The organism is Pseudarthrobacter sp. As-47 (genome assembly GCF_058215595.1).
In genome coordinates, this window is record NZ_CM177088.1 from 2,269,021 (window position 1) to 2,289,289 (window position 20,269).

The window sequence follows — 20,269 nt, forward strand, 5'->3', positions numbered from 1 at the left end:
TTTCAGGTAGCGGCTCCCGGAGCCGGCGCAGGATCGAATAAAGGAACCACCACGTGAAGGCACTCTCACAAAAGCGGCGTCACCCACTTGCAGCAATAGCGCTGCTCCTGATGGGGCTCCTCATCACGGGTGGGCTCTACGCCGTGGCTACCACCGTCAACGAGGCCAAGGCTTCCACCACCTCCTACAGCGCCGACGACGTTGAGGAGGGCGGCAAGCTCTTCGCCGCCAACTGCGCCACGTGCCACGGCATGGGTGCCAGCGGCACCGATGCGGGTCCGTCGCTTGTTGGTGTGGGAGCAGCCGCTGTTGACTTCCAGGTGGGCACCGGCCGCATGCCGATGCAGATGAACGGTCCCCAGGCGATGAAGAAGCCTGTTCAGTTCAACGATGAGCAGACCAACCAGCTGTCAGCGTATGTCGCTTCCCTGGGCGCAGGCCCGGCGATTCCTGAAGAAAGCCTGCTTGACGAAGGCGGCGACGCCGCAGCCGGTGGCGAGCTCTTCCGCGTGAACTGCGCCATGTGCCACAACGCTGCCGCTGCCGGTGGCGCCCTGACCCGAGGTAAGTTCGCACCCGCCCTCGCAGATGTATCGGGTAAGCACATCTACGAGGCCATGGTGACGGGTCCCCAGAACATGCCCGTGTTCAGCGACTCCAACATCACTCCTGAAGACAAGCGCGACATCATCACCTTCCTGAAGCAGATCGAGACCACCGGTTCCCCGGGCGGTGCCGACCTTGGCTCTTTGGGGCCTGTGGCTGAAGGCCTGTTTGTCTGGGTCGCCGGCCTTGGCGTCATCATCGCTTTCACGATCTGGTTGACCTCCCGGACATCCTGACACCTGCGCCACCGCACACTTCTGCTGATCCGTCAGCAGCTTGATATTAGAAACTAACCCGGTATCCGCCGGGACGAGAGAAGGATGAGGCGAATTATGGGCAACCATAGTGACGGCAGTCCGAACCACTCGGGCACCGTAGCTACGGCTGGTCAGAATGAGGTGGAGAAGTTCCAGGATCCTGGAATTCCTCCGCACCGTTTGCGCCTGGCTGACACGGACCCGAAGGCCGCAAAGCGGGCAGAACGGCAGGTCGCCTTACTATTTGGCATCTCTGTTGTTGGAACCCTGATCTTCCTGGTGGCGTACTTCGCCATCGACCTGGGAGCCGAAGAGTCAAGCATTGCAACCATCCGGCTCCAGAACATGCTGCTGGGCCTGGGAACCGCGTTCGCGATGCTCGGCATCGGCACCGGCATCGTTCACTGGGCCAAGGCCCTGATGCCGGACCACGAAGTTTCCGAGGAACGCCACGCGATCCGTTACGAGGAGGACCGCCAGGCGGCTGTCCGCATCGTCGACGACATCGTTGAGGAGACGGGCATCAAGCGCCGTCCCCTTATCCGGAACACGCTCCTGGGTGCGGTTGCCCTTGCACCGCTGCCGGCAGTTGCCATCTTCGGCGACCTCGGTCCGCGTCCCGACGACAAGCTTGCCCACACCTTGTGGGCACCCCAGGAGGGCAAGCTCAAGCGGCTGGCTCGTGACCCCGACGGAACGCCCATCAAGGCATCCGACGTCACCATCGGTTCGGCGTTCCACGTCATCCCCGAAGGCCTCAATGACCTCCACGAGGGCAAGCTCAACGAAAAGGCCAAGGCCGTCGTGCTGCTCATGCGTCTCGACCCGGCATCCCTGAACCCGTCCGAGGGCCGCGAGGACTGGGGCTACAACGGGATCGTTGCATACTCCAAGATCTGCACCCATGTCGGTTGCCCTGTTGCTCTGTATGAGCAGCAGACGCACCACCTGCTGTGCCCGTGCCACCAGTCGACCTTCGACCTCACGCAAGAGTGCAAGGTAATCTTTGGCCCGGCCAGCCGGCCTCTCCCCCAGCTGCCCATCGCAGTTGATGACGAGGGCTACTTGGTCGCCACCAGCGACTTCAAAGAACCTGTAGGACCAAGTTACTGGGAGCGTGATATGCATGAGCGCAGCATCAACAGCTGAGCCCGCTTTCGTCGCCAAAACCAAGACAGGCCGGTTTACCGACTTTGTCGACCAGCGTGTTGGCGGTTCCGGAATCCTCCGCGAATTCGGCCGAAAGGTCTTCCCGGACCACTGGTCCTTCATGTTCGGCGAAGTGGCGCTGTACTCCTTCGTCATCCTCCTGCTGTCCGGTACGTTCCTGACGTTCTTCTTTGATCCGTCGATGGCGGAGACCCACTACGACGGTTCCTACGTCCCGTTGAAGGGCGTGGAGATGTCCGTGGCGTACAGCTCATCGCTGGATATCTCCTTCGATATCCGTGGCGGACTGTTCATGCGCCAGGTGCACCACTGGGCTGCCCTGCTGTTCGTAGCCTCCATCGCCGTGCACATGCTGAGGGTCTTCTTTACCGGAGCTTTCCGCAAGCCCCGCGAAATGAACTGGGTTGTGGGCAGCGTACTGCTCATCCTCGCCATGGCCGCCGGCTTCACCGGCTACTCCCTTCCCGATGACCTGCTCTCCGGCAACGGCCTGCGCATCATCGACGGCGTCATCAAGTCCATCCCGGTCATCGGTACCTACATCTCGTTCTTCCTCTTCGGCGGCGAGTTCCCGGGTACGGCTGTCATCGGCCGCCTTTACATGCTGCACATCCTGCTGGTTCCGGCACTGATCCTGCTGATGATTGTCCTCCACCTCTTCATGGTGGTGGTCCACAAGCACACCCAGTACCCCGGCCCCGGCCGCAACGACAACAACGTCGTCGGTTACCCGCTCGGACCTGTATATGCTGCCAAGGCCGGTGGATTCTTCTTCATTGTTTTTGGCGTCCTGGCGCTCATGGCAGGTTTCTTCACGATCAACCCGATCTGGAACTACGGCCCTTACGACCCCTCCCCCGTGTCCGCGGGTACCCAGCCTGACTGGTACATCGGATTCGTTGACGGCGCCCTGCGCCTGATGCCCGGGACCCTTGGGGACTGGCAGGTGGAGCAGACCTGGCTTGGCTTCGTCTTCTCGTTCAACGTCCTGCTGCCCGCCCTGGTACCGGCCGGAATCCTGTTCACCGTGATGTTCATGTACCCGTGGATTGAACGGTGGATCACCAAGGATGACCGTGAGCACCATGTGCTGGACCGCCCCCGCAACGCCCCCACACGGACCGCCATCGGTATGGCCGGCTTCGTCTGGTACTGCGTCATGTGGGCCGCGGCCGGCTCCGACCTCATCGCCACCCACTTCCACGTCTCACTGAACGACGTCACGTACTGGCTGCGCGCACTGTTCTTCATCGGCCCGATCATTGCCTTTATCGTGACCAAGCGCGTCGCCCTGGCCCTTCAGCGGAAGGACCGCGAAATCGCACTCCACGGACGGGAAACAGGACGCATCGTCCGGCTCCCGCACGGCGAGTTCATCGAGGTGCACGCACCGCTGGACGAGTACAAGCGCTACAAGCTGGTTGGCTTCGAGTCCCCTGAGGTCCTCCCCGCCGTACCCAACGAACACGGCGTGGTGACCCGCAAGGAAAAGCGCCGCGCGTTCCTCTCCAAGTGGTTCTTCGAGGACCGCGTCGCCCCGGCCACCCCAGCTGAGCTGGAAGCCGCCCATGGCCATGGCCACGAGGCAGTCGAGGCACCAGAAGCAGCAAAGAGCCTGTCCCACTAGGTTCTGCAATAGACAATGAAGGCCCGGTCCACGAGGACCGGGCCTTCATTGTTTAAGATCGTGCCGGAAGCGCAAAACTGTGTTCGGGCATCCCCTCAACCGTCGGAGGCGCCTAGTGGTTTCGAGCCCGGCGCGCACCGGGCCGCTGCAGCGGAACCCACAGCTTGTATCTGTCAGCGCGGTAGTATGACACGGAGTAGTCCACCATCGCCCGGGCAACAAAGGCGTGGCGCTGGATCTTCAGCAGGGGTGAGCCCACCTCCACGTTCAGCAGGCGGGCTGTGGAGGGCGACGCAGCCGTAGCCTCGATCATGTCCTCGCCCCACTCCATCACCAGGCCGAACTGTTCACTCAGGACGTTGTAGAGCGACGTGGGCGGTTCCCCGTCCAGCAGTCCCGGCACGCGGTGCGCGGGAATGAAGTTCTCATCGACACTCATCGGCTCACCGTCGGCCAGGAGCAGGCGGCGAAACCGCACCAGCGGCGTCCCTTCGTCCAACTGCAGTTCCCGTGCCAGGAACGCACTCGCAGCGATTTGCTCAAAGCTCAGCACCTTCGCGGCCGGCACCATCCCGCGCCGCTGCATCTCCTCGCTGTACGACGTCAGTTTGACCTGGAGATCCAGTTTTGGCCTGCGGACGAACGTCCCCAGTCCAACCACCCGCTCGATTACCTCTTCACCCACCAGGGCGTCGATGGCCTGCCTGACCGTCATCCGTGCCAGGCCGAAGCGCTCGGCAAGATCGCGCTCCGAGGGCAGGGCCGATCCGGGCGGGCAGGACTGTGCAATATAGGAACGCAGGATTTCACGGAGCTGCACGTAGATCGCTGTTCCACTGGTCCGGTCGATGTCACCGGTGATGGCTGCCGCGCTAGGAGCCATGGCGGGTCTCCCCTGGATTCGAATTCACCCTCCAATTTTAGGGCAGGTCTAGACCAGTGCGGTCCCTACGCCCGCCGCTTCGTGGAGCGGGACTCAGGGCAGCTATATTTGTCAGGAAAATGTCACCGGCGGCGGTGGACCGCCACAAAAGAGGAGTTTCCCTTGCCAGTACACAAGGCCGTGGTCAAAGCCTCGGTGGGCCTGCACGCCCGTCCCGCCGCTGTCTTCGTACGGGCTGTCACAGAAACAGGCCTGCCGGTCACTATTTCCAAAGACGGTGCCCGGCACGTGGATGCACGCTCGCTTCTGCAGGTGATGACGGCCGACTTCGAGCACGGCTGCGAAGTGGAATTGGGTGTCAGCGAAGCCGTGCTTGACGGGTCGCAGAGCCGCCGGGACGCTGAGGAGGCACTCCGCGTGCTCGGCAACCTCCTGGAGTCGCAGGGGGCCGCCTGAGGCGCGCTGGAGACACTGCAAACAACGACGTCGGGCCCCACCTTTAGGTGGGGCCCGACGTCGTTGTTTATGCTTCGGTGCTGCTAGTGGGCGTGGTCTCCACGGCTGTACTCGTAGACCCAGCCGATCAGCGCTACAACGGCCATGCCGGCCGCGATGTAGACAATCCAGAAGCCCACGGCAAGTCCCAGGAAGCCCGTAGCGCATGCAAGGCCCAAGAAGAGCGGCCACCAGCTCCAGGGGCTGAAGTGCCCCTGCTCGCCGGCACCTTCGTGGATCTCGGCGTCGCTGCGGTCCTCGGGACGGAGGCCTACGCGCTTGCCGGTGAACCCGAGGTATCCACCGATCATGCCGGCAAGGCCGCCCACGAGAAGGATGCCGAGGATGCCAACCCACTCGCCCCAGTTGGTGAGGAAACCGTACACCAGGGAGATCGGAACGAAGAAGAAGACTCCGGCACCAAAAATCCAGGATTCAATTTTCATTGTCAGTTGTCCCTCTGGTCGGCGTTTCCGAGCGTTTTGGCTGCGGGAGCGGGTGACTCAACGGTGTGGACCTGGCGAAGTTCAGGGTGGTGCAGGTCCAGTGCCGGGCGCTCCGAGCGGATCCGGGGCAGCGACGTGAAGTTGTGCCGCGGCGGCGGGCAGGACGTGGCCCATTCCAGGGAAGCACCGAAGCCCCAGGGATCATCCACCTGCACCTTCTCGGCGCTGCGCCAGGTGATGTACACGTTCCAGAAGAACGGGATCAGCGATGCACCCAGGACAAACGAGGCAACCGTGGAGAACTGGTTCATCCAGGTGAAGTTGTCTTCCACCAGGTAGTCGGCGTAGCGGCGGGGCATGCCCTCAACACCCAGCCAGTGCTGGATCAGGAAGGTGCCGTGGAAGCCCAGGAACAGGAGCCAGAAGTGGATCTTGCCAAGGCGTTCGTTGAGCATCTTGCCGGTGAACTTGGGCCACCAGAAGTAGAAGCCGGCGAACATCGCGAACACCACGGTGCCGAACACCACGTAGTGGAAGTGCGCCACCACGAAGTAGGAATCGGAGACGTGGAAGTCCAGCGGCGGGGAGGCCAGGATGATGCCGGTCAGGCCGCCGAAGAGGAACGTGACCAGGAAGCCGATGCTCCACAGCATGGGCGTCTCGAAGGTCAGCGAACCGCGCCACATGGTGCCGATCCAGTTGAAGAACTTCACGCCGGTGGGCACTGCGATCAGCATCGTCATGAACGCGAAGAACGGCAGCAGCACCGAGCCGGTCACGTACATATGGTGGGCCCAGACGGTGACGGACAGCGCGGCAATGGCTATGGTCGCGTAGACCAGGCCCTTGTAGCCGAAGATCGGCTTGCGGCTGAACACCGGGAAGATCTCGGACACGATACCGAAGAACGGCAGGGCGATGATGTACACCTCGGGGTGGCCGAAGAACCAGAACAGGTGCTGCCAGAGGACTGCGCCGCCGTTCTCCGGGTCGAAGATGTGGGCACCGAAGCGCCGGTCGGCACCAAGTGCGAACAGAGCAGCTGCCAGCGGCGGGAAAGCCATCAGGACCAGGATGGCCGTGACGAGGATGTTCCAGGTGAAGATCGGCATCCGCCACATGGTCATGCCCGGGGCACGCATGCAGATAACGGTGGTGATGAAGTTGACCGCACCCAGGATGGTTCCAAAGCCGGACAGCGCCAGGCCGAACACCCACAGGTCACCGCCGATGCCCGGACTGAAGGTGGTGTTGGACAGCGGCGCATAAGCGAACCAGCCGAAGGACGCTGCACCCTGCGGGGTGATGAAGCCGGACACCGCAATGGTGGAGCCGAAGAGGAAGAACCAGAAGGCCAGCGCATTCAGTCGCGGGAAGGCAACGTCAGGTGCGCCGATCTGCAATGGCATGATGACATTCGCGAAGCCGGCAAACAGCGGCGTTGCGAACATCAGCAGCATCACGGTGCCGTGCATCGTGAACAGCTGGTTGTACTGCTCCTTGGTCTGCAGGATCTGCATGCCGGGCTCGAACAGCTCAGCGCGGATGAGCAGGGCCATCACGCCGCCGAGGCAGAAGAACACGAAGGACGCGATCAGGTACATGTACCCGATGGTCTTGTGGTCGGTGGAGGTGATCCAGTTGACGACGATGCGCCCCTTGGACTTCGGAACCACGGGAGCTGGAAGGACTCCGGTGGGTGCGGATTGAGTGTACGTAGCCACGTCGCTCCCCTTACTTAATTTCGTTCACGTTCGGGTTGCGGTCGTACTCGACGCCGAGGAGACCCGTGTTGCCTGCTTCGCGCAGTTCGTCCATGTGGGCCTGGAATTCGGATTCCGACACCACCTTGACGCGGAACAGCATTTCGGAGTGGTACTCGCCGCAAAGTTCGGCACACTTGCCGTCGTAGGTGCCCTCTTTAGTGGGGGTGAACCTGATGTAGTTGGTCTTGCCCGGGATCATGTCACGCTTCTGCAGGAAGGCGGGAACCCAGAAGGAGTGGATGACGTCGCGTGCATTGAGCTCGAGGTCAACCGACTTGTTCACCGGCAGGTACAGCGTGGGGAGCTGTTCCTTGTCGATGGTGTTGCCGGTGAGGTTGGTCTGCACGCCTGCTTCGTAGACGTCCTCTTCGATGACGTCGCCGGCCTTGTAGTTGAAGTCCCAGGCCCACTGCTTGCCGCGGACGTCAACAACGACGTCGGCGGGCTCTGAGCGGTTGTCGATCGCCTGCTGGTCGCGGTCGGTGAAGTAGAAGAACACCACAACCATGAACAGCGGGATGGTCAGGTAAAAGACTTCCAGGGGGAGGTTGAAGCTGGTCTGCCGCGGGAACCCAACGGTGCCCTTGCGGCGGCGGTATGCGACCAGGCACCAGACGATCAGGCCCCAGGTAATGATGCCCACAACCAGGGCGGCAATCCATGAGTTGACCCAGAGGTCCATGATGCGGTCGGTGTTGCTGGTGGTGCCACGTTCCGTGGGCAGCCACCCTTTCTCTACCTCTGGCGAACATCCGGTCAAAACCAACGCGCCGGCAATTGCCAAGCTTGAGATCGTTGTGATCGTTTTGCGTCGGCTGCCGGTTCGGTTCTGCGAACTCACAGACGGCCCTTCCTACTTGTTGCTGCTGTCCGGGAAGACTCGGCCGCCCCGGGCACACTAAAAGTTTTACTACTCGGTGTAGAGCTTACCGCTCCGCCGGGCGTTTCGCCCACATGTCGGCGCCGTGCCCCCGTACCGATATTTTCGGCAGGTGGCCCGGCGCCGGCATCGGGCGAAATAACCGGCTTAGTGGAACGAATCCCCACAGGCACAGGAGCCGCCGGCGTTGGGGTTGTCGATGGTGAACCCCTGTTTGGAGATGGTGTCCTCGAAGTCAATGGACGCACCACTGAGGTAGGGAACGCTCATCTTGTCCACAACAACTTCGACGCCGTCGTAGTCCCGGACGGCGTCTCCGTCCAGGAGCCGCTCATCGAAGTACAGCTGGTAGATCAGCCCGGAGCAGCCGCCGGGCTGCACAGCAACCCGGAGGCGCAGGTCCGTACGGCCTTCCTGCTCGAGAAGGCTGCGTACCTTGCCTGCGGCGACGTCGGTCAGTTTGACCTCGTGGACGGGCAGTTCATCGCTGGCCGTGCTGGTGGTTCCGGTGCTGTTCTCATTTGTTGCGGTGCTCATTGGCCTACCTTCTTAGGACGGTCTGGCGGCGCCGCGCTGGCGGTGCCTGCCCCTACGGTTTCGGTATGGGCTATAGCTACATGCTACGCGGGGCGGACGTGTAGCTCTAACTCCTGACGTAACCATGGTTGGGCCCCTCTTGTTCCCGGGGAAAGCCCCTGATCCGGCCCCGGAGAGGTACCGGCAGCCGCCCCGCGGGAAGACCCTACAGCCCGTGTTCGTTGATCCGGGCGAGGAGCAGCGCCTCCGCCAGGATGGCTTTGCGGAAGTCGCCAAGGTGCAGCGACTCATTGGCGCTGTGAGCCCGGGAGTCCGGATCCTCAACCCCGGTCACGAGGATCTGCACGTCCGGGTACAGCTCCGTCAGGTCGGCGATGAAGGGAATGGAACCGCCTATGCCGGTTTCCACCGCGGGTACGCCCCAGGCCTCTCCCAGTGCCCACATCGCCAGCGAGGCCGCCGGCGAGGAGGTGTCGGTCAGGAACGGGTTTCCGCTCTCCCCCGGCGTGAAGGTGACCCGCGCTCCGAACGGAGCATTCGACTCCACATGCCTGCGCACGGCCTCCATCGCCTCCTCCGGATTCTGCCCCGGCGCCAGTCTTAGGCTGAACTTCGCCCGCGCGCGCGGCAACAGGGTGTTCGAGGCAGCGTCCACGGAAGGTGCGTCGAACCCGATGATGGAGAGGGCAGGCTTGGTCCAGAGCCGTGAGGCGATGCTCCCTGACCCGGCAAGCCGTACGCCGTCGAGCACTGATGCGTCAGCCCGGTAATCCTCCTCCGGAAGTTCCACGGCCGCCGTGTCCCTTGCCACCAGTCCCCCGATGGCGACATTTCCTTCGTCATCGTGCAACGTGGCAATGAGGCGGGACAGCAGGGTGGGTGCATCCAGCACGGGCCCGCCGTACATGCCCGAGTGCACGGCGTGCTCGAGGACCTGGACTTCGATGGTCCCGTCCACCAGGCCCCGCAGGCTGGTGGTCAAGGCCGGAATGCCGACTTTCCAGTTGCTCGAATCGGCGACCACGATGACATCGGCACGGAGCAGCTCACGGTTTTCCTCCAGGAATCTCCGGAAAGTGGGTGATCCTGCTTCTTCCTCGCCCTCAAAGAAGAACGTCACGCCGAGACCGAGCGAGCTGCCAAGTACCTCCGAAACTGCCGCATAGGCGGCGATGTGGGCCATGATCCCGGCTTTGTCGTCCGCTGCGCCCCGCCCGTACAGGCGCCCGTCCTTCTCGACGGCGGTGAATGGTTCGGTCTCCCACAGCCCGGTATCCCCCGTGGGCTGGACGTCGTGGTGCGCGTAAAGGAGGATCGTCGGCTTGCCGTCCCTGGCAGGCCTGCGGGCGACGACGGCGGGACCTCCCGGGGTGCCGTCCGGCTTGTCGCAGGCAAGGATCCGCACATTGTCCAGGCCGGCGCCGTGCAGCAGTTCGGCTACGGCTTCGGCACTGCGCTCCAGGGGCCCGCGGTCAAAACTTGGCCATGCAATGCCGGGGATGGCGACCAGCGCCTTAAGCCTTTCAAGGGTAGTGCCGAAGGACCTGTCGATGGCGGCACGGAGATCCTCCGTCGAGCTGTTTCCGGCAAAGCCCTGGGGTGGGTGGGCACTGGGATTCTGCGGCATAGCCGCGGGCGATGAAGTCATGCCAAAAACATTACCCGCGTCACATCCTCCGTTGTGGGGGCGCGGTGGGCCTTACAGCAAATCCTGGGCCTGCCGCAAGGTATTCTGTTCAGGTGTTCGGACGTAAAAAGGAAGCGCCCTCGGCGCAGCAAACAGTAGACCAACAAGCTGCAGAGGCGGCGGCGCGGGCCAACGGATTGAGCGGCAAGGGGGCCCCGACCCCCACCCGCAAGGCACAGGAAGCTGCCCGCAAGCGCCCGCTAGTCCCTGAGGACCGCAAGGCATCGAAGGCTGCCGAGCGCCAGGCCATCCAGGACCAGCGCCTCAAGATGCGCCAGGCGCTGGACACCGGCGACGAGAAATTCCTGCCGCTGCGTGACAAGGGCCCGCAGAAACGCTTTGCCCGTGACTACGTCGACGCGCGCTTCAGCCTCGGTGAATACCTCATGTTCGGTGCCCTGGTTTTCGTCCTGGTGTCGTTGGTGGTCCCGGCATCCAGCGACATGATGATTTACGTCCTGGGCGGGTTCTGGGTGATGTTCCTGGCCGTCTTTGTGGACGTGTTCATCCTGTCCCGCCAGCTCCGCAAGCGGCTGACGGCCAAGTTCGGCGAGGTGGAGCGCGGCACCGTCTGGTACGGCTCCATGCGGTCCCTGCAGTTCCGCAAACTCCGTCTTCCCAAGCCCCAGGTCAAGCGCGGGCAGTATCCCGCCTGACCGGTAACGGTCTTCATAAGCGCGAAACCCCGGCGGTCGATCCGCCGGGGTTTCGCGTTTAAAGGATGAGGGCGCGCAGGGCGCCGCGGTCCATGGGTCAGGACCGGGGCTTCCTCGCCAGTTCGCGGTTGATGCGTGCGGCCCAGAACGGCCCCTCATAGAGGAAAGCCGTGTAGCCCTGGACCAGCGTTGCCCCGGCGTCGAGCCTGTCCTGGACATCCTCCGCTGTTTCCACGCCGCCCACCGCCACCAGGGTGAGGGCGTCGCCCGTGACATCCTTCAGCCTGCGCAACACCTCGAGGGAACGCTTCTTCAGCGGGGCGCCGGAGAGCCCGCCCGCACCGCACTTCTCCACCTGGTCCGCCGGCGAGGCCAAACCGTCCCGGGCGATGGTGGTGTTGGTGGCGATGATGCCGTCCAGCTTGAGATCCAGCGCCAGGCGGGCGACGTCGTCGATATCCTCGTCGCTGAGGTCAGGCGCGATCTTCACGAGCAGGGGGACGTGGCGTCCGGCAGCCCGGTCAGCTTCTTCGCCCACGGCGGCCAGCAGCGGACGGAGCGACTGCACATCCTGGAGCAGGCGCAGCCCGGGTGTATTGGGCGAGCTCACGTTGACCACCAAGTAATCGGCGGCGGGTGCAAGGCTGCGGGCACTCACAAGATAGTCATCCACGGCGTCCGCCAGTTCCACCGCCTTGGTCTTGCCGATGTTGACACCGATGACGGGGCGCACGTCCGGGTGCCGGCGCTGCAGCGCAGCGCGGGCGGCCCTGAGCCGCGGGGCCACGGCCGTTGCGCCGTCGTTGTTGAAGCCCATCCGGTTGATGACGGCGCGGTCCTGGACCAGGCGGAAGAGCCGCGGCTTCTCGTTGCCGGGCTGGGCCTGGCCGGTGATGGTCCCTACCTCAACATGGCCGAACCCGAGCTCGGTCAGCGCCTCGATGCCGTGCCCTTCCTTGTCGAACCCGGCAGCAAGCCCGAACGGTGACGGAAAAGTCACGCCGAAAGCCGTGGTCTGCAGGGACGGTGCGGGGGCAGTGAGCTTTTCCAGGACCTTTCCCGCGCCGGAGCGGTGCGCCAGCCTGATGGCCTTGAACCCGATTTTGTGGGCGCGCTCGGCGTCCATCCATGAAAAGGCAAGCCTGAAGAATGTGGGGTAAACGCGCATGACTCTAGTTTTCCGCCTTGGAGGGCCCAGACCAAAATGGGCAGGTCAAACCGGCAGCGGATTAGCATAATCCCATGGAGTGGCAGCAGGACATCCTGGGCGAGGACTTTGAGTCACACGCCTTTCAGGCCATGGGACCGGACAGTGTGGAGCGCACGGCCACACTGGTCCGCTTTCGCCCTGCCGTGGCAGCGTTGACCTCCTCCCCCGGACGCCGCAGGGTGGTCCTTTTCCTGCATGGCTGGAGTGATTATTTCTTCAACGTAGACCTCGCCCGCTTCTGGTCATCGGCCGGGTACCACTTCTACGCACTGGACATGCACAACCACGGACGGAGCCTGCGGCCGGAGTCGCCGGGCGGCTATGTGTCGGACCTCGGGGATTATGACGCCGAAATCGACATGGCGTGCCGGCTGATCGCCCAGGACGGGGCAGACCTGTCCCTTACCCTTATGGGGCATTCGACGGGTGGGCTGGTGGCCGTGCTCTGGGCAAGCCGGCATCCAGGCCGGGTGGCACGGCTGGTCCTCAACAGCCCCTGGCTGGAGATGCACGGCAGTTCACTGGTGCGGCGTGCCACGGCGGGCATGGTGGGACCTGTGGCCCGGTTCCGGCCCGAAGCCGTGCTCAGGCTGCCGGAGCGGGGCTTTTACTGGCGGACCATCAGCAGTTCGGCCGACGGAGAGTGGACGCTGGATGACCGCTACCGTCCCCCCATGGCTTTTCCCGTGCGGGCGGGCTGGCTCAGTGCCGTCCTGGCCGGGCATTCACGGGTGGCGCGGGGACTCAACATCGAGGTCCCCATCCTCGTCCTGCTCTCCAGCGGCAGCGCCAACGGACTCTTCTGGTCTGAGGAGATGCGGCGGACGGATGCCGTCCTCGACGTCAACATTATTGCTGCCCGTGCCCTGACCCTGGGCCGGACCGTCACCGTGGAGCGGATCGACGGCGCCCTGCACGACGTGTTCCTCTCCCCCGCCGCCGTGCGCGCCGACGCGTACGCCCGGCTTGCGCGCTGGCTCCGGGCTTACGGGGACGGGGAGCCGGACCCATCCCTCAGCGGAGGCAGCGGATGACCGGCGCACAGGTGGGCAGGGATACGGACCCGGCCCTCTGGACTGCCGACATCCTGGGGCCGCGTTTCGAGCAGCGTGTCCTTCCCCTCGCCCCGGACGATGAGGGCGACGTCTGTGCAACGCTTGTCCGCTGCGTCGCCAGGGAGCCGGCGGCATTTCCGACGACGGCGGAGCAGCCTGCGGTTAACGCGGTGTTGTACGTCCACGGCTGGGCGGACTACTTCTTCCAGGAGGAGCTGGCAAAATACCTGACCGACGCCGGGTTCCCCTTCTACGCCGTGGACCTGCGCAAATTCGGCCGCAGCCTCCGGCCCTGGCAGACGCCGGGTTTCACTGATGACCTGGCGGTCTATGACGAGGACCTCGCCGCGGCCCTCGGGGCGATCAGGGAAGACCTCAAGGACCGCCTGGGCCCGGGGGTTGCACCCACTGTCCACGTCCTGGCGCATTCACTGGGCGGGCTGATTACCGCACTGTGGGCTGACCGCAACCCGACGGCGCTGGGCACCCTGATCCTGAACGCGCCGTGGCTGGAACTGCAGGGCAGCAGTATCATTCGCACAATTGCGATGCACCTGGTGGACCCGCTGTCCAGGGCCGACCCCCGGCGTCCCCTATGGCTCCCGGAGATGCCCGGCTACTGGCAGAGCGTCAGCAGCGAGGCCTACGGCGAGTGGCACCTCGACCCCCTGTGGCGGCCCAGGGCATCATTCCCCATCAGGGCCGGCTGGGCCAAGGCGGTGCTTGCCGGCCATGCCGCGGTGGAGCGCCGGCTGGACATCCGGGCCCCTGCGCTGGTCCTGCTCTCGCACCGGACCCGCATCCAGATCGAGTGGTCGGCGGAGATGATGGAGGCCGACGCCGTAATCGACGTCGAGGAAACAGCCCACCGCGCGCTGCGCCTGGGACGGCGGGTGGCGGTCTTCCGCTATCCGGGCGCCATCCACGACGTCTTCCTTTCCCGCCGCGGCGTACGGGAGGAGGCCTGCCGGGATCTGGCGGCGTGGCTCAGGGCCTACTCCGCCTGAATGCCGCCCCCTGCTTGGCCCGCGGGTCTTTGGGTACGCTGCCTGCGCGGCCTCGAACCTAAGAACCCGCAGGTGCGGCCGCGTCCACGGCCCCGCCGTAGCGGCGGTCCCGCTGGGCGTACTCCTCCACTGCCGCCCAGAGCGTGCGCCGGTCGACGTCGGGCCACAGGGTGTCCATAAAAACGAACTCGGCGTAGGCGGACTGCCACAGGAGGAAGTTGGAGAGCCGCTGCTCCCCCGAGCTGCGGAGGAACAGGTCCACGTCCGGCAGGTCCGGCTCGTCAAGGTACTTCTGGATGGTCCGTTCCGTGATGGCACCGGGTTTGAGCCTGCCGGCGGCCACCTCGGCCGCGATGGCGGAGACGGCATCCGTGATCTCCGCCCGGCCGCCGTAATTAACACACATGGTCAACGTGCAGGTGCTGTTGCCCGCCGTCAACTCCTCCGCCTCTTCAAGCTCGCGGATGACCGAACCCCACAGGCGGGGCCGCCGGCCCGACCACCGGACCCGGACGCCCCACTCGTCGAGCTGGTTCCGCTGCCGGCGCAGCACATCCTTGTTAAATCCCATCAGGAAGCGGACTTCCTCCGGGGACCGGCGCCAGTTCTCGGTGGAGAAGGCATACACGCTGACGTACTCGATGCCCAGCTCGATGGCACCTGCCATCACGTCCAGCAGTGCAGGCTCCCCTGCCTTGTGCCCTTCAATCCTGGGCAGGCCCCGCTGGTTGGCCCAGCGGCCGTTGCCATCCATCACGATCGCCACATGGCGGGGAATGAACTCAGCCGGGATGGAGGGCGCAACGGCCCCCGAAGGGTGCGGGTACGGTGCGACCACCGGGTGGGTGCGCTTCCTTGAGGCGGTGTTCTTTTTGCCGAGGGCCACTGTCAGCTACGCTCCACATGTTTAAGGGACTTCAGCACCCGTTCGAGGTGCCATTGCAGGTATGCGGCCACCAGGCCCGCGGCCTCTTTCCGGTGCACGGGAAGGGAGCCGTCCGCCGTAGTCCAGTTACCGGTCAGCAGCGCCGCGAGCAGCACCACAGTCTCCGGCGCCGGGGCCGGGGAACCAGGCGGCCTGCATCCGCTGCAGACCATTCCTCCCAGGGGAGCCGAAAATGCCGTGTGGGGGCCCGGCAGGCCGCACCGGGCGCAGTCCGTGAAGCTGGGTGCCCAGCCGCCGGTGGCCAGTGCCCGCAAAAGATAGGAGTCGAGGATCAGTCCGGCGGCATGTTCATCCCTGCTGAGGGACGCCAGCGCACCCACCAGAAGGTTGTACTGTGCTGTCCCGGCCTCGCCGTCCACGTCGGTCAGCTTCTCGGCTGTCTCGGTCATGGCCGCCGCCACCGTGTAACGGCCGTAGTCTGCGGCAATGTTGCCGCCGTAGGCGCCCTTGGCCACGGCCTGGGTCACGATGTCCAGGGTTTTGCCCGACACGAGCTGGAGGTCCGCCACCATAAACGGCTCAAGCCGCGCGCCGAAGCGGCTGCTGGTGCGGCGGACCCCTTTGGCGACCGCCCGGACCTGGCCATGGTGCTTGGTCAGCAGGGTGATGATCCGGTCCGCCTCACCCAGCTTGTGGGTGCGCAGCACCACGGCGTCGTCCCGGTACGCGCGGGAGGCGAAAGAGTGTTGGGCCACGCCTTCTATCTTCCCATTCTTTGCCGGCACAGCCGTGCCGCATGCTGCCGTGCCGCCGGAAGCGTCCGGCGGCACGGCAGTGCGGTGCTTAGGCCTGGGCGTCCCGGATGGCGCGGTTCACGGCGGAGATGACTGCCTTCAGGGAGGACATGCTGGTGTTGGCGTCGATGCCGACGCCCCAGAGCACCCGCTCCCCCACGGCGCATTCGACGTAGGCGGCGGCCATGGCGCTGCCGCCCTCGGACAGGGCGTGCTCGCTGTAGTCGAGCACACGGACGTCCACGCCGTCTTCCCGCAGGATGCCCAGCAGCGCTGCGATGGGACCGTTGCCCGTGCCGGTACGGCTGACCTGCACACCGTCAATGGTGAGGGAGGCGTGCAGCGTCATGCCGCCGTCGTCGTCCGTTTCCGTCTTGACGGCACCCAGGGCGTAGCGGCCCCACTGGCCGTCAGTCCTGCCGGAGGGCAGGTACTCGTCCTGGAAGACCTGCCACAGCTGGGCGCCGCTGACTTCGCCGCCCACCGTGTCCGTACGCTTCTGGATAACGCCGGAGAATTCGATCTGGGCGCGGCGCGGCAGGTCCAGGCTGTGCTCATTCTTGAGCAGGTAGGCGACGCCGCCCTTGCCGGACTGGGAATTGACCCTGATGACGGCCTCGTAGCTGCGTCCCAGGTCCTTGGGGTCGACGGGCAGGTACGGGACCTGCCAGGTGAAGTCGGCAACATCCTTGCCCGCGGCAGCGGCGTCCCGCTCGAGGGCCTCGAAGCCCTTCTTGATGGCGTCCTGGTGGGAGCCGGAGAACGCCGTGAACACGAGGTCGCCGCCGTAGGGTGAACGCTCCGGGACGGGCAGCTGGTTGCAGTACTCCACGGTCCGGCGGACGTCGTCGATATTCGAGAAGTCGATCATGGGGTCGATGCCCTGGACGAACATGTTCAGGCCCAGGGTGACCAGGTCCACGTTGCCGGTCCGCTCGCCGTTGCCGAACAGGCAGCCTTCGATCCGGTCCGCCCCGGCCATGTAGCCCAGCTCGGCGGCGGCGACGCCGGTACCACGGTCGTTGTGGGGGTGCAGGGAGAGGATGATTCCCTCGCGCGGGTGCAGGTGGCGGCTCATCCACTCGATGGAATCGGCATAGACGTTGGGCGTTGCCATTTCCACCGTGGCGGGCAGGTTGATGATGACCTGGCGGTCCGCGGACGCTTCGAAGACATCGGCGACGGCGTTGCATACCCGTACCGCGTACTCCAGCTCGGTCCCGGTGAAGGACTCCGGGGAGTACTCGTAGGTCACGTGCGTGTCCGCGAGGGTTTCCTCGTACTTCTTGCACAGCCGGGCGCCCTGGAGCGCAATGTCCAGGATTCCGTCCTCATCCTGGTTGAAGACCACGCGGCGCTGCAGCACGGAGGTGGAGTTGTAGAGGTGGACGATGGCCTGCCTGGCACCCACCAGCGACTCGTACGTGCGCTCGATCAGGTGCTCACGTGCCTGGGTCAGGACCTGGATGGTGACGTCCTCAGGAATGTGGTTGCCCTCGATCAGCTGGCGGACGAAGTCGAAGTCCGTCTGCGAAGCGGAGGGGAAGCCGACCTCGATCTCCTTGTAGCCCATCCGGACCAGCAGGTCGAACATCTTCATCTTGCGGGCCGGGCTCATCGGGTCGATCAGTGCCTGGTTGCCGTCGCGCAGGTCCACCGCGCACCAGCGGGGGGCCTTGGTAATAACCTTGTCCGGCCAGGTGCGGTCCGGCAGTTCAACCTTGATCTGGTCCTGGAACGGCGTGTAGCGGTGGGCGGGCATTCCTGAGGGCTTCTGTGCGTTTCGCATTACTATCGGGGCCTTTTCTGTGGTTCAACGTTGAAAGGGTGGCCGGGCAACACAAACTCCGCAGCGAGGGTGGGCCTTGCGCTAGATCGCGTCTGAGGCCTCGCCGCGGCAGCTAAGAAGAAGGAGCTCTGCACGCACCTTTTGAGGGTAACACGGGTGCGTAAGATGAAAGGGCACTACCGTCAGTAAAGTCCACCATGCAGACGCTGCGCGCTGTTCTTCCTGCCGCCGCTCTCCATCAGAAGGAGTTTCAGTGCCCATTTCGGGGATCGACCTGTCCACCATTGATCACACGGTCCGGCCGCAGGATGACCTTTACCAGCACGTCAACGGCGCATGGCTGAAGGCCACGGAAATTCCCGATGACCGGCCGCTCGAGGGCACCTTCACCGCCCTCCGGGACGGTTCCGAGATCGCAGTCCGCAACATTATTGAAGAAGCCGCGGCCAAGGGCGGTGCCGCCAGCGGGATTGAACGGAAAATCGGGGACCTTTACAGCAGCTTCATGGACGAGGCCACTGTTGAAGCGAAGGGCCTTGAACCGATCCGCCGGCGGCTTGAAGAGGTGTTCGCCACCACTTCCGTGGCGGACCTCGTGTCGCTGGCGGGCCGCCTGTTCCGGGCCGATGTCAGTGGGCTCTTCTACATCTACCCAGCACCGGATGCTGGCAACCCGGACCGGATTCTGCTGTATACCGGGCAGGGCGGCCTCGGATTGCCCGACGAGTCCTACTACCGGGAAGACAAGTTCGCGCCGATGGTCACCGCGTACGCCGCGCACGTGGAGACGATGCTCGGCCTGGCGGGCGTTGCCGATGCGGCGTCAGCCGCCGGGCGTGTGGTTGCCCTGGAGAGCAGGCTCGCGTCCCACCACTGGGACAACGTCACCCTTCGGGATCCTCAAAAGACGTACAACCTGAAAACGGCGGAGGAGGCATCAGCGCTGTTCCCGCTGCTGGCCACCTGGTTTGAAGCCGCCGGCATCGATGCCGGCAAGCGGCAGGAGATCGTGATGAGCACTCCTCCGTTCTTCGACGGCGCCGCTGCCCTCCTCGAGTCCGAGCCGCTGGCCCACTGGCAGGAATGGCTGGCGATGCGGGTGGTGGGTGCAGCCGCACCGTACCTTTCATCCGCTTTCGTGGACGCCAACTTCGCCTTCTACGGGACCACCCTCAGCGGCACCCCCCGGAACAAGGACCGCTGGAAGCGCGGGGTGGCCGTCGTCGAAGCGGCTTTGGGAGAAGCTGTGGGGCAGATCTACGTGGCCCGGCACTTCCCCGAGACCCACAAAGCCAGGATGCAGGCGCTCGTCGCCAACCTGACAGAGGCGTACCGCCAGAGCATCACGGCCGTCGGCTGGATGGGCGACGCCACGAAGGCCGAGGCGCTCCGGAAGCTGGAGGGCTTCCGGGCGAAGATCGGCTACCCGGACCAGTGGATTGACTACTCCGCGGTCGAGATCGACCCCACCGACCTCCTGGGCAACGTTGAGCGGGCGCACAACGCCGACGTCGACCGGCACCTCGACGAGGTGGGCAAGCCGGTGGACCGCAACAAGTGGCTGATGACCCCGCAGACGGTCAACGCCTACTACCACCCCATGATGAACGAGATCGTGTTCCCGGCAGCGATCCTGCAGCCCCCGTTCTTCACGGCCGACGCCGATGATGCCGTTAACTACGGCGGCATCGGCGCCGTCATCGGGCATGAGATCGGCCACGGATTTGATGACCAGGGGTCCCAGTTCGACGGCGGCGGGGCGCTGCGGAACTGGTGGACTGAAGAGGACCGGCAGGCGTTTGAAAAGCTCACCGCAAAACTGGTTGCCCAGTACGATGCACTTTCGCCCTACGCAGCCCCCGGACACACCGTCAACGGGCGCCTCACCCTGGGTGAGAACATTGGTGACCTGGCGGGCCTCGCGATTGCCTACAAGGCATACCTCATCAGCCTGGACGGGAAGGAACCGGACGTCCTGGACGGCCTGACCGGGGAGCAGCGCTTCTTCGCCTCCTGGGCGGCGGGCTGGCGCCAGGTCATCCGCCCCGAGGAAGCCATCCGCCGGCTGGCAACGGACCCGCACTCCCCCAACGAGTTCCGCACCAACGCCATCGCGAAAAACCTGGATGCTTTCCACGACGCCTTTGAGGTCTCGGAACAGGACGGCATGTGGATGCCACCGGAGGAGCGCGTCAGTATCTGGTAGCCGAACGCCAAAAGGCCGGCACGTCGAACTGCTCCCGGGAGCCGGGCTGAAACCCGGGTCCGACTCCTGGGGCGCAGTTTCACCTCCCGCTCCGCCGGAAACGGAGCTGTAACGGCTGAGCCGCGGGAATGAGCGCGCTTGGAGATCCGCGCGGACAGCCTTCTGCAGCGACGCGTGATCCGCCGGATAGCGGTGAAGGTGGCCGAGTGGGATAATTTGGTCATCCTTCGAAAAGGGGGCCATCATGGCCGGCCTTGGTGCTCTTCGCCCAGGCCGCCGCTCCCGGGCATCCACACCCCGGCTCCTGGCGGC

At 64.6% G+C, this 20,269-nt stretch carries 18 protein-coding genes; 8 read left to right on the top strand and 10 right to left on the bottom strand.

The annotated features are described in order from the left end of the window. The first annotated feature begins 53 nt into the window (after positions 1–53). The 3 genes from qcrC to qcrB all read left to right on the top strand — a co-directional run bounded on the left by qcrC (position 54) and on the right by qcrB (position 3,660). Positions 54–842 carry a cytochrome bc1 complex diheme cytochrome c subunit gene (gene qcrC / locus AC4BCK_RS10505; RefSeq protein ID WP_174174407.1) on the top strand — a complete coding sequence of 263 codons (789 nt, stop codon included), beginning with the start codon at positions 54–56 and terminating at the stop codon, positions 840–842. 96 nt (positions 843–938) lie between these two features. After that, the gene (qcrA, locus tag AC4BCK_RS10510; protein WP_174174405.1) at positions 939–2,012 is read left to right on the top strand and encodes a cytochrome bc1 complex Rieske iron-sulfur subunit; all 1,074 of its coding nucleotides are present in this window, start codon (positions 939–941) and stop codon (positions 2,010–2,012) included. Then, positions 1,990–3,660: a cytochrome bc1 complex cytochrome b subunit gene (gene qcrB / locus AC4BCK_RS10515; RefSeq protein WP_174174403.1), complete on the top strand. Its 1,671-nt coding sequence runs from the start codon at positions 1,990–1,992 to the stop codon at positions 3,658–3,660. The genes qcrA and qcrB overlap by 23 nt, the downstream gene beginning before the upstream one ends. Positions 3,661–3,772: 112 nt before the next feature. Here qcrB and AC4BCK_RS10520 read toward each other — a convergent pair whose 3' ends face one another. Continuing rightward, the gene (locus tag AC4BCK_RS10520; RefSeq protein ID WP_174174401.1) at positions 3,773–4,543 is read right to left on the bottom strand and encodes a GntR family transcriptional regulator; all 771 of its coding nucleotides are present in this window, start codon (positions 4,541–4,543) and stop codon (positions 3,773–3,775) included. A gap of 162 nt (positions 4,544–4,705) precedes the next feature. Here AC4BCK_RS10520 and AC4BCK_RS10525 point away from each other — a divergent pair, with 162 nt between their 5' ends. Next, a complete protein-coding gene (locus AC4BCK_RS10525; protein WP_251420100.1) occupies positions 4,706–4,999 on the top strand; it encodes an HPr family phosphocarrier protein in 294 nt (97 codons plus the stop codon). Between the two features lie 83 nt (positions 5,000–5,082). Here the strand turns inward: AC4BCK_RS10525 and AC4BCK_RS10530 are convergent, their stop codons facing one another. From AC4BCK_RS10530 to AC4BCK_RS10550, 5 genes are all read right to left on the bottom strand, one after another. Further along, on the bottom strand, positions 5,083–5,484 hold the full coding sequence (locus AC4BCK_RS10530) for a cytochrome c oxidase subunit 4 (protein ID WP_066275919.1): 402 nt from the start codon (positions 5,482–5,484) through the stop codon (positions 5,083–5,085). Between the two features lie 2 nt (positions 5,485–5,486). Continuing rightward, positions 5,487–7,208, bottom strand: coding sequence for an aa3-type cytochrome oxidase subunit I (ctaD, locus tag AC4BCK_RS10535; RefSeq protein ID WP_174174397.1), 1,722 nt, complete (start codon positions 7,206–7,208; stop codon positions 5,487–5,489). A 10-nt stretch (positions 7,209–7,218) separates the two neighbouring features. Further along, positions 7,219–8,091 (bottom strand): aa3-type cytochrome oxidase subunit II, encoded by an 873-nt coding sequence (gene ctaC, locus AC4BCK_RS10540; RefSeq protein ID WP_066275922.1) that lies wholly within the window; start codon positions 8,089–8,091, stop codon positions 7,219–7,221. A 186-nt stretch (positions 8,092–8,277) separates the two neighbouring features. After that, positions 8,278–8,667 (bottom strand): HesB/IscA family protein, encoded by a 390-nt coding sequence (locus AC4BCK_RS10545; RefSeq protein ID WP_066275924.1) that lies wholly within the window; start codon positions 8,665–8,667, stop codon positions 8,278–8,280. Positions 8,668–8,872: 205 nt separating this feature from the next. Then, entirely contained in the window at positions 8,873–10,315 is a 1,443-nt protein-coding gene (locus tag AC4BCK_RS10550) for a dipeptidase (protein WP_400594802.1), read from the bottom strand. Between the two features lie 92 nt (positions 10,316–10,407). On the opposite strand from AC4BCK_RS10550, the gene AC4BCK_RS10555 reads away from it, so the two are divergent. After that, positions 10,408–11,010, top strand: a complete 603-nt coding sequence (locus AC4BCK_RS10555) for a DUF3043 domain-containing protein (RefSeq protein WP_066275932.1) — start codon at positions 10,408–10,410, stop codon at positions 11,008–11,010. A gap of 97 nt (positions 11,011–11,107) precedes the next feature. Here AC4BCK_RS10555 and AC4BCK_RS10560 read toward each other — a convergent pair whose 3' ends face one another. Then, a complete protein-coding gene (locus AC4BCK_RS10560) occupies positions 11,108–12,178 on the bottom strand; it encodes a quinone-dependent dihydroorotate dehydrogenase (protein ID WP_174174393.1) in 1,071 nt (356 codons plus the stop codon). Positions 12,179–12,252: 74 nt separating this feature from the next. Here AC4BCK_RS10560 and AC4BCK_RS10565 point away from each other — a divergent pair, with 74 nt between their 5' ends. Both AC4BCK_RS10565 and AC4BCK_RS10570 read left to right on the top strand, forming a co-directional pair. Further along, positions 12,253–13,254 (top strand): alpha/beta hydrolase, encoded by a 1,002-nt coding sequence (locus AC4BCK_RS10565; protein WP_174174391.1) that lies wholly within the window; start codon positions 12,253–12,255, stop codon positions 13,252–13,254. Further along, the gene (locus AC4BCK_RS10570) at positions 13,251–14,282 is read left to right on the top strand and encodes an alpha/beta hydrolase (RefSeq protein ID WP_490565907.1); all 1,032 of its coding nucleotides are present in this window, start codon (positions 13,251–13,253) and stop codon (positions 14,280–14,282) included. The genes AC4BCK_RS10565 and AC4BCK_RS10570 overlap by 4 nt, the downstream gene beginning before the upstream one ends. Before the next feature lie 58 nt (positions 14,283–14,340). Here the strand turns inward: AC4BCK_RS10570 and AC4BCK_RS10575 are convergent, their stop codons facing one another. The 3 genes from AC4BCK_RS10575 to leuA form a co-directional block, all read right to left on the bottom strand. Beyond that, entirely contained in the window at positions 14,341–15,168 is an 828-nt protein-coding gene (locus AC4BCK_RS10575; RefSeq protein WP_400594796.1) for an isoprenyl transferase, read from the bottom strand. 2 nt (positions 15,169–15,170) lie between these two features. Next, positions 15,171–15,923, bottom strand: coding sequence for a DNA repair protein RecO (recO, locus tag AC4BCK_RS10580; RefSeq protein WP_310110760.1), 753 nt, complete (start codon positions 15,921–15,923; stop codon positions 15,171–15,173). An 88-nt stretch (positions 15,924–16,011) separates the two neighbouring features. Then, the gene (gene leuA / locus AC4BCK_RS10585) at positions 16,012–17,751 is read right to left on the bottom strand and encodes a 2-isopropylmalate synthase (protein WP_174174383.1); all 1,740 of its coding nucleotides are present in this window, start codon (positions 17,749–17,751) and stop codon (positions 16,012–16,014) included. 253 nt (positions 17,752–18,004) lie between these two features. On the opposite strand from leuA, the gene AC4BCK_RS10590 reads away from it, so the two are divergent. Further along, positions 18,005–19,957 carry a M13 family metallopeptidase gene (locus AC4BCK_RS10590; RefSeq protein WP_400593951.1) on the top strand — a complete coding sequence of 651 codons (1,953 nt, stop codon included), beginning with the start codon at positions 18,005–18,007 and terminating at the stop codon, positions 19,955–19,957. The last annotated feature ends 312 nt before the right edge of the window (positions 19,958–20,269 follow it).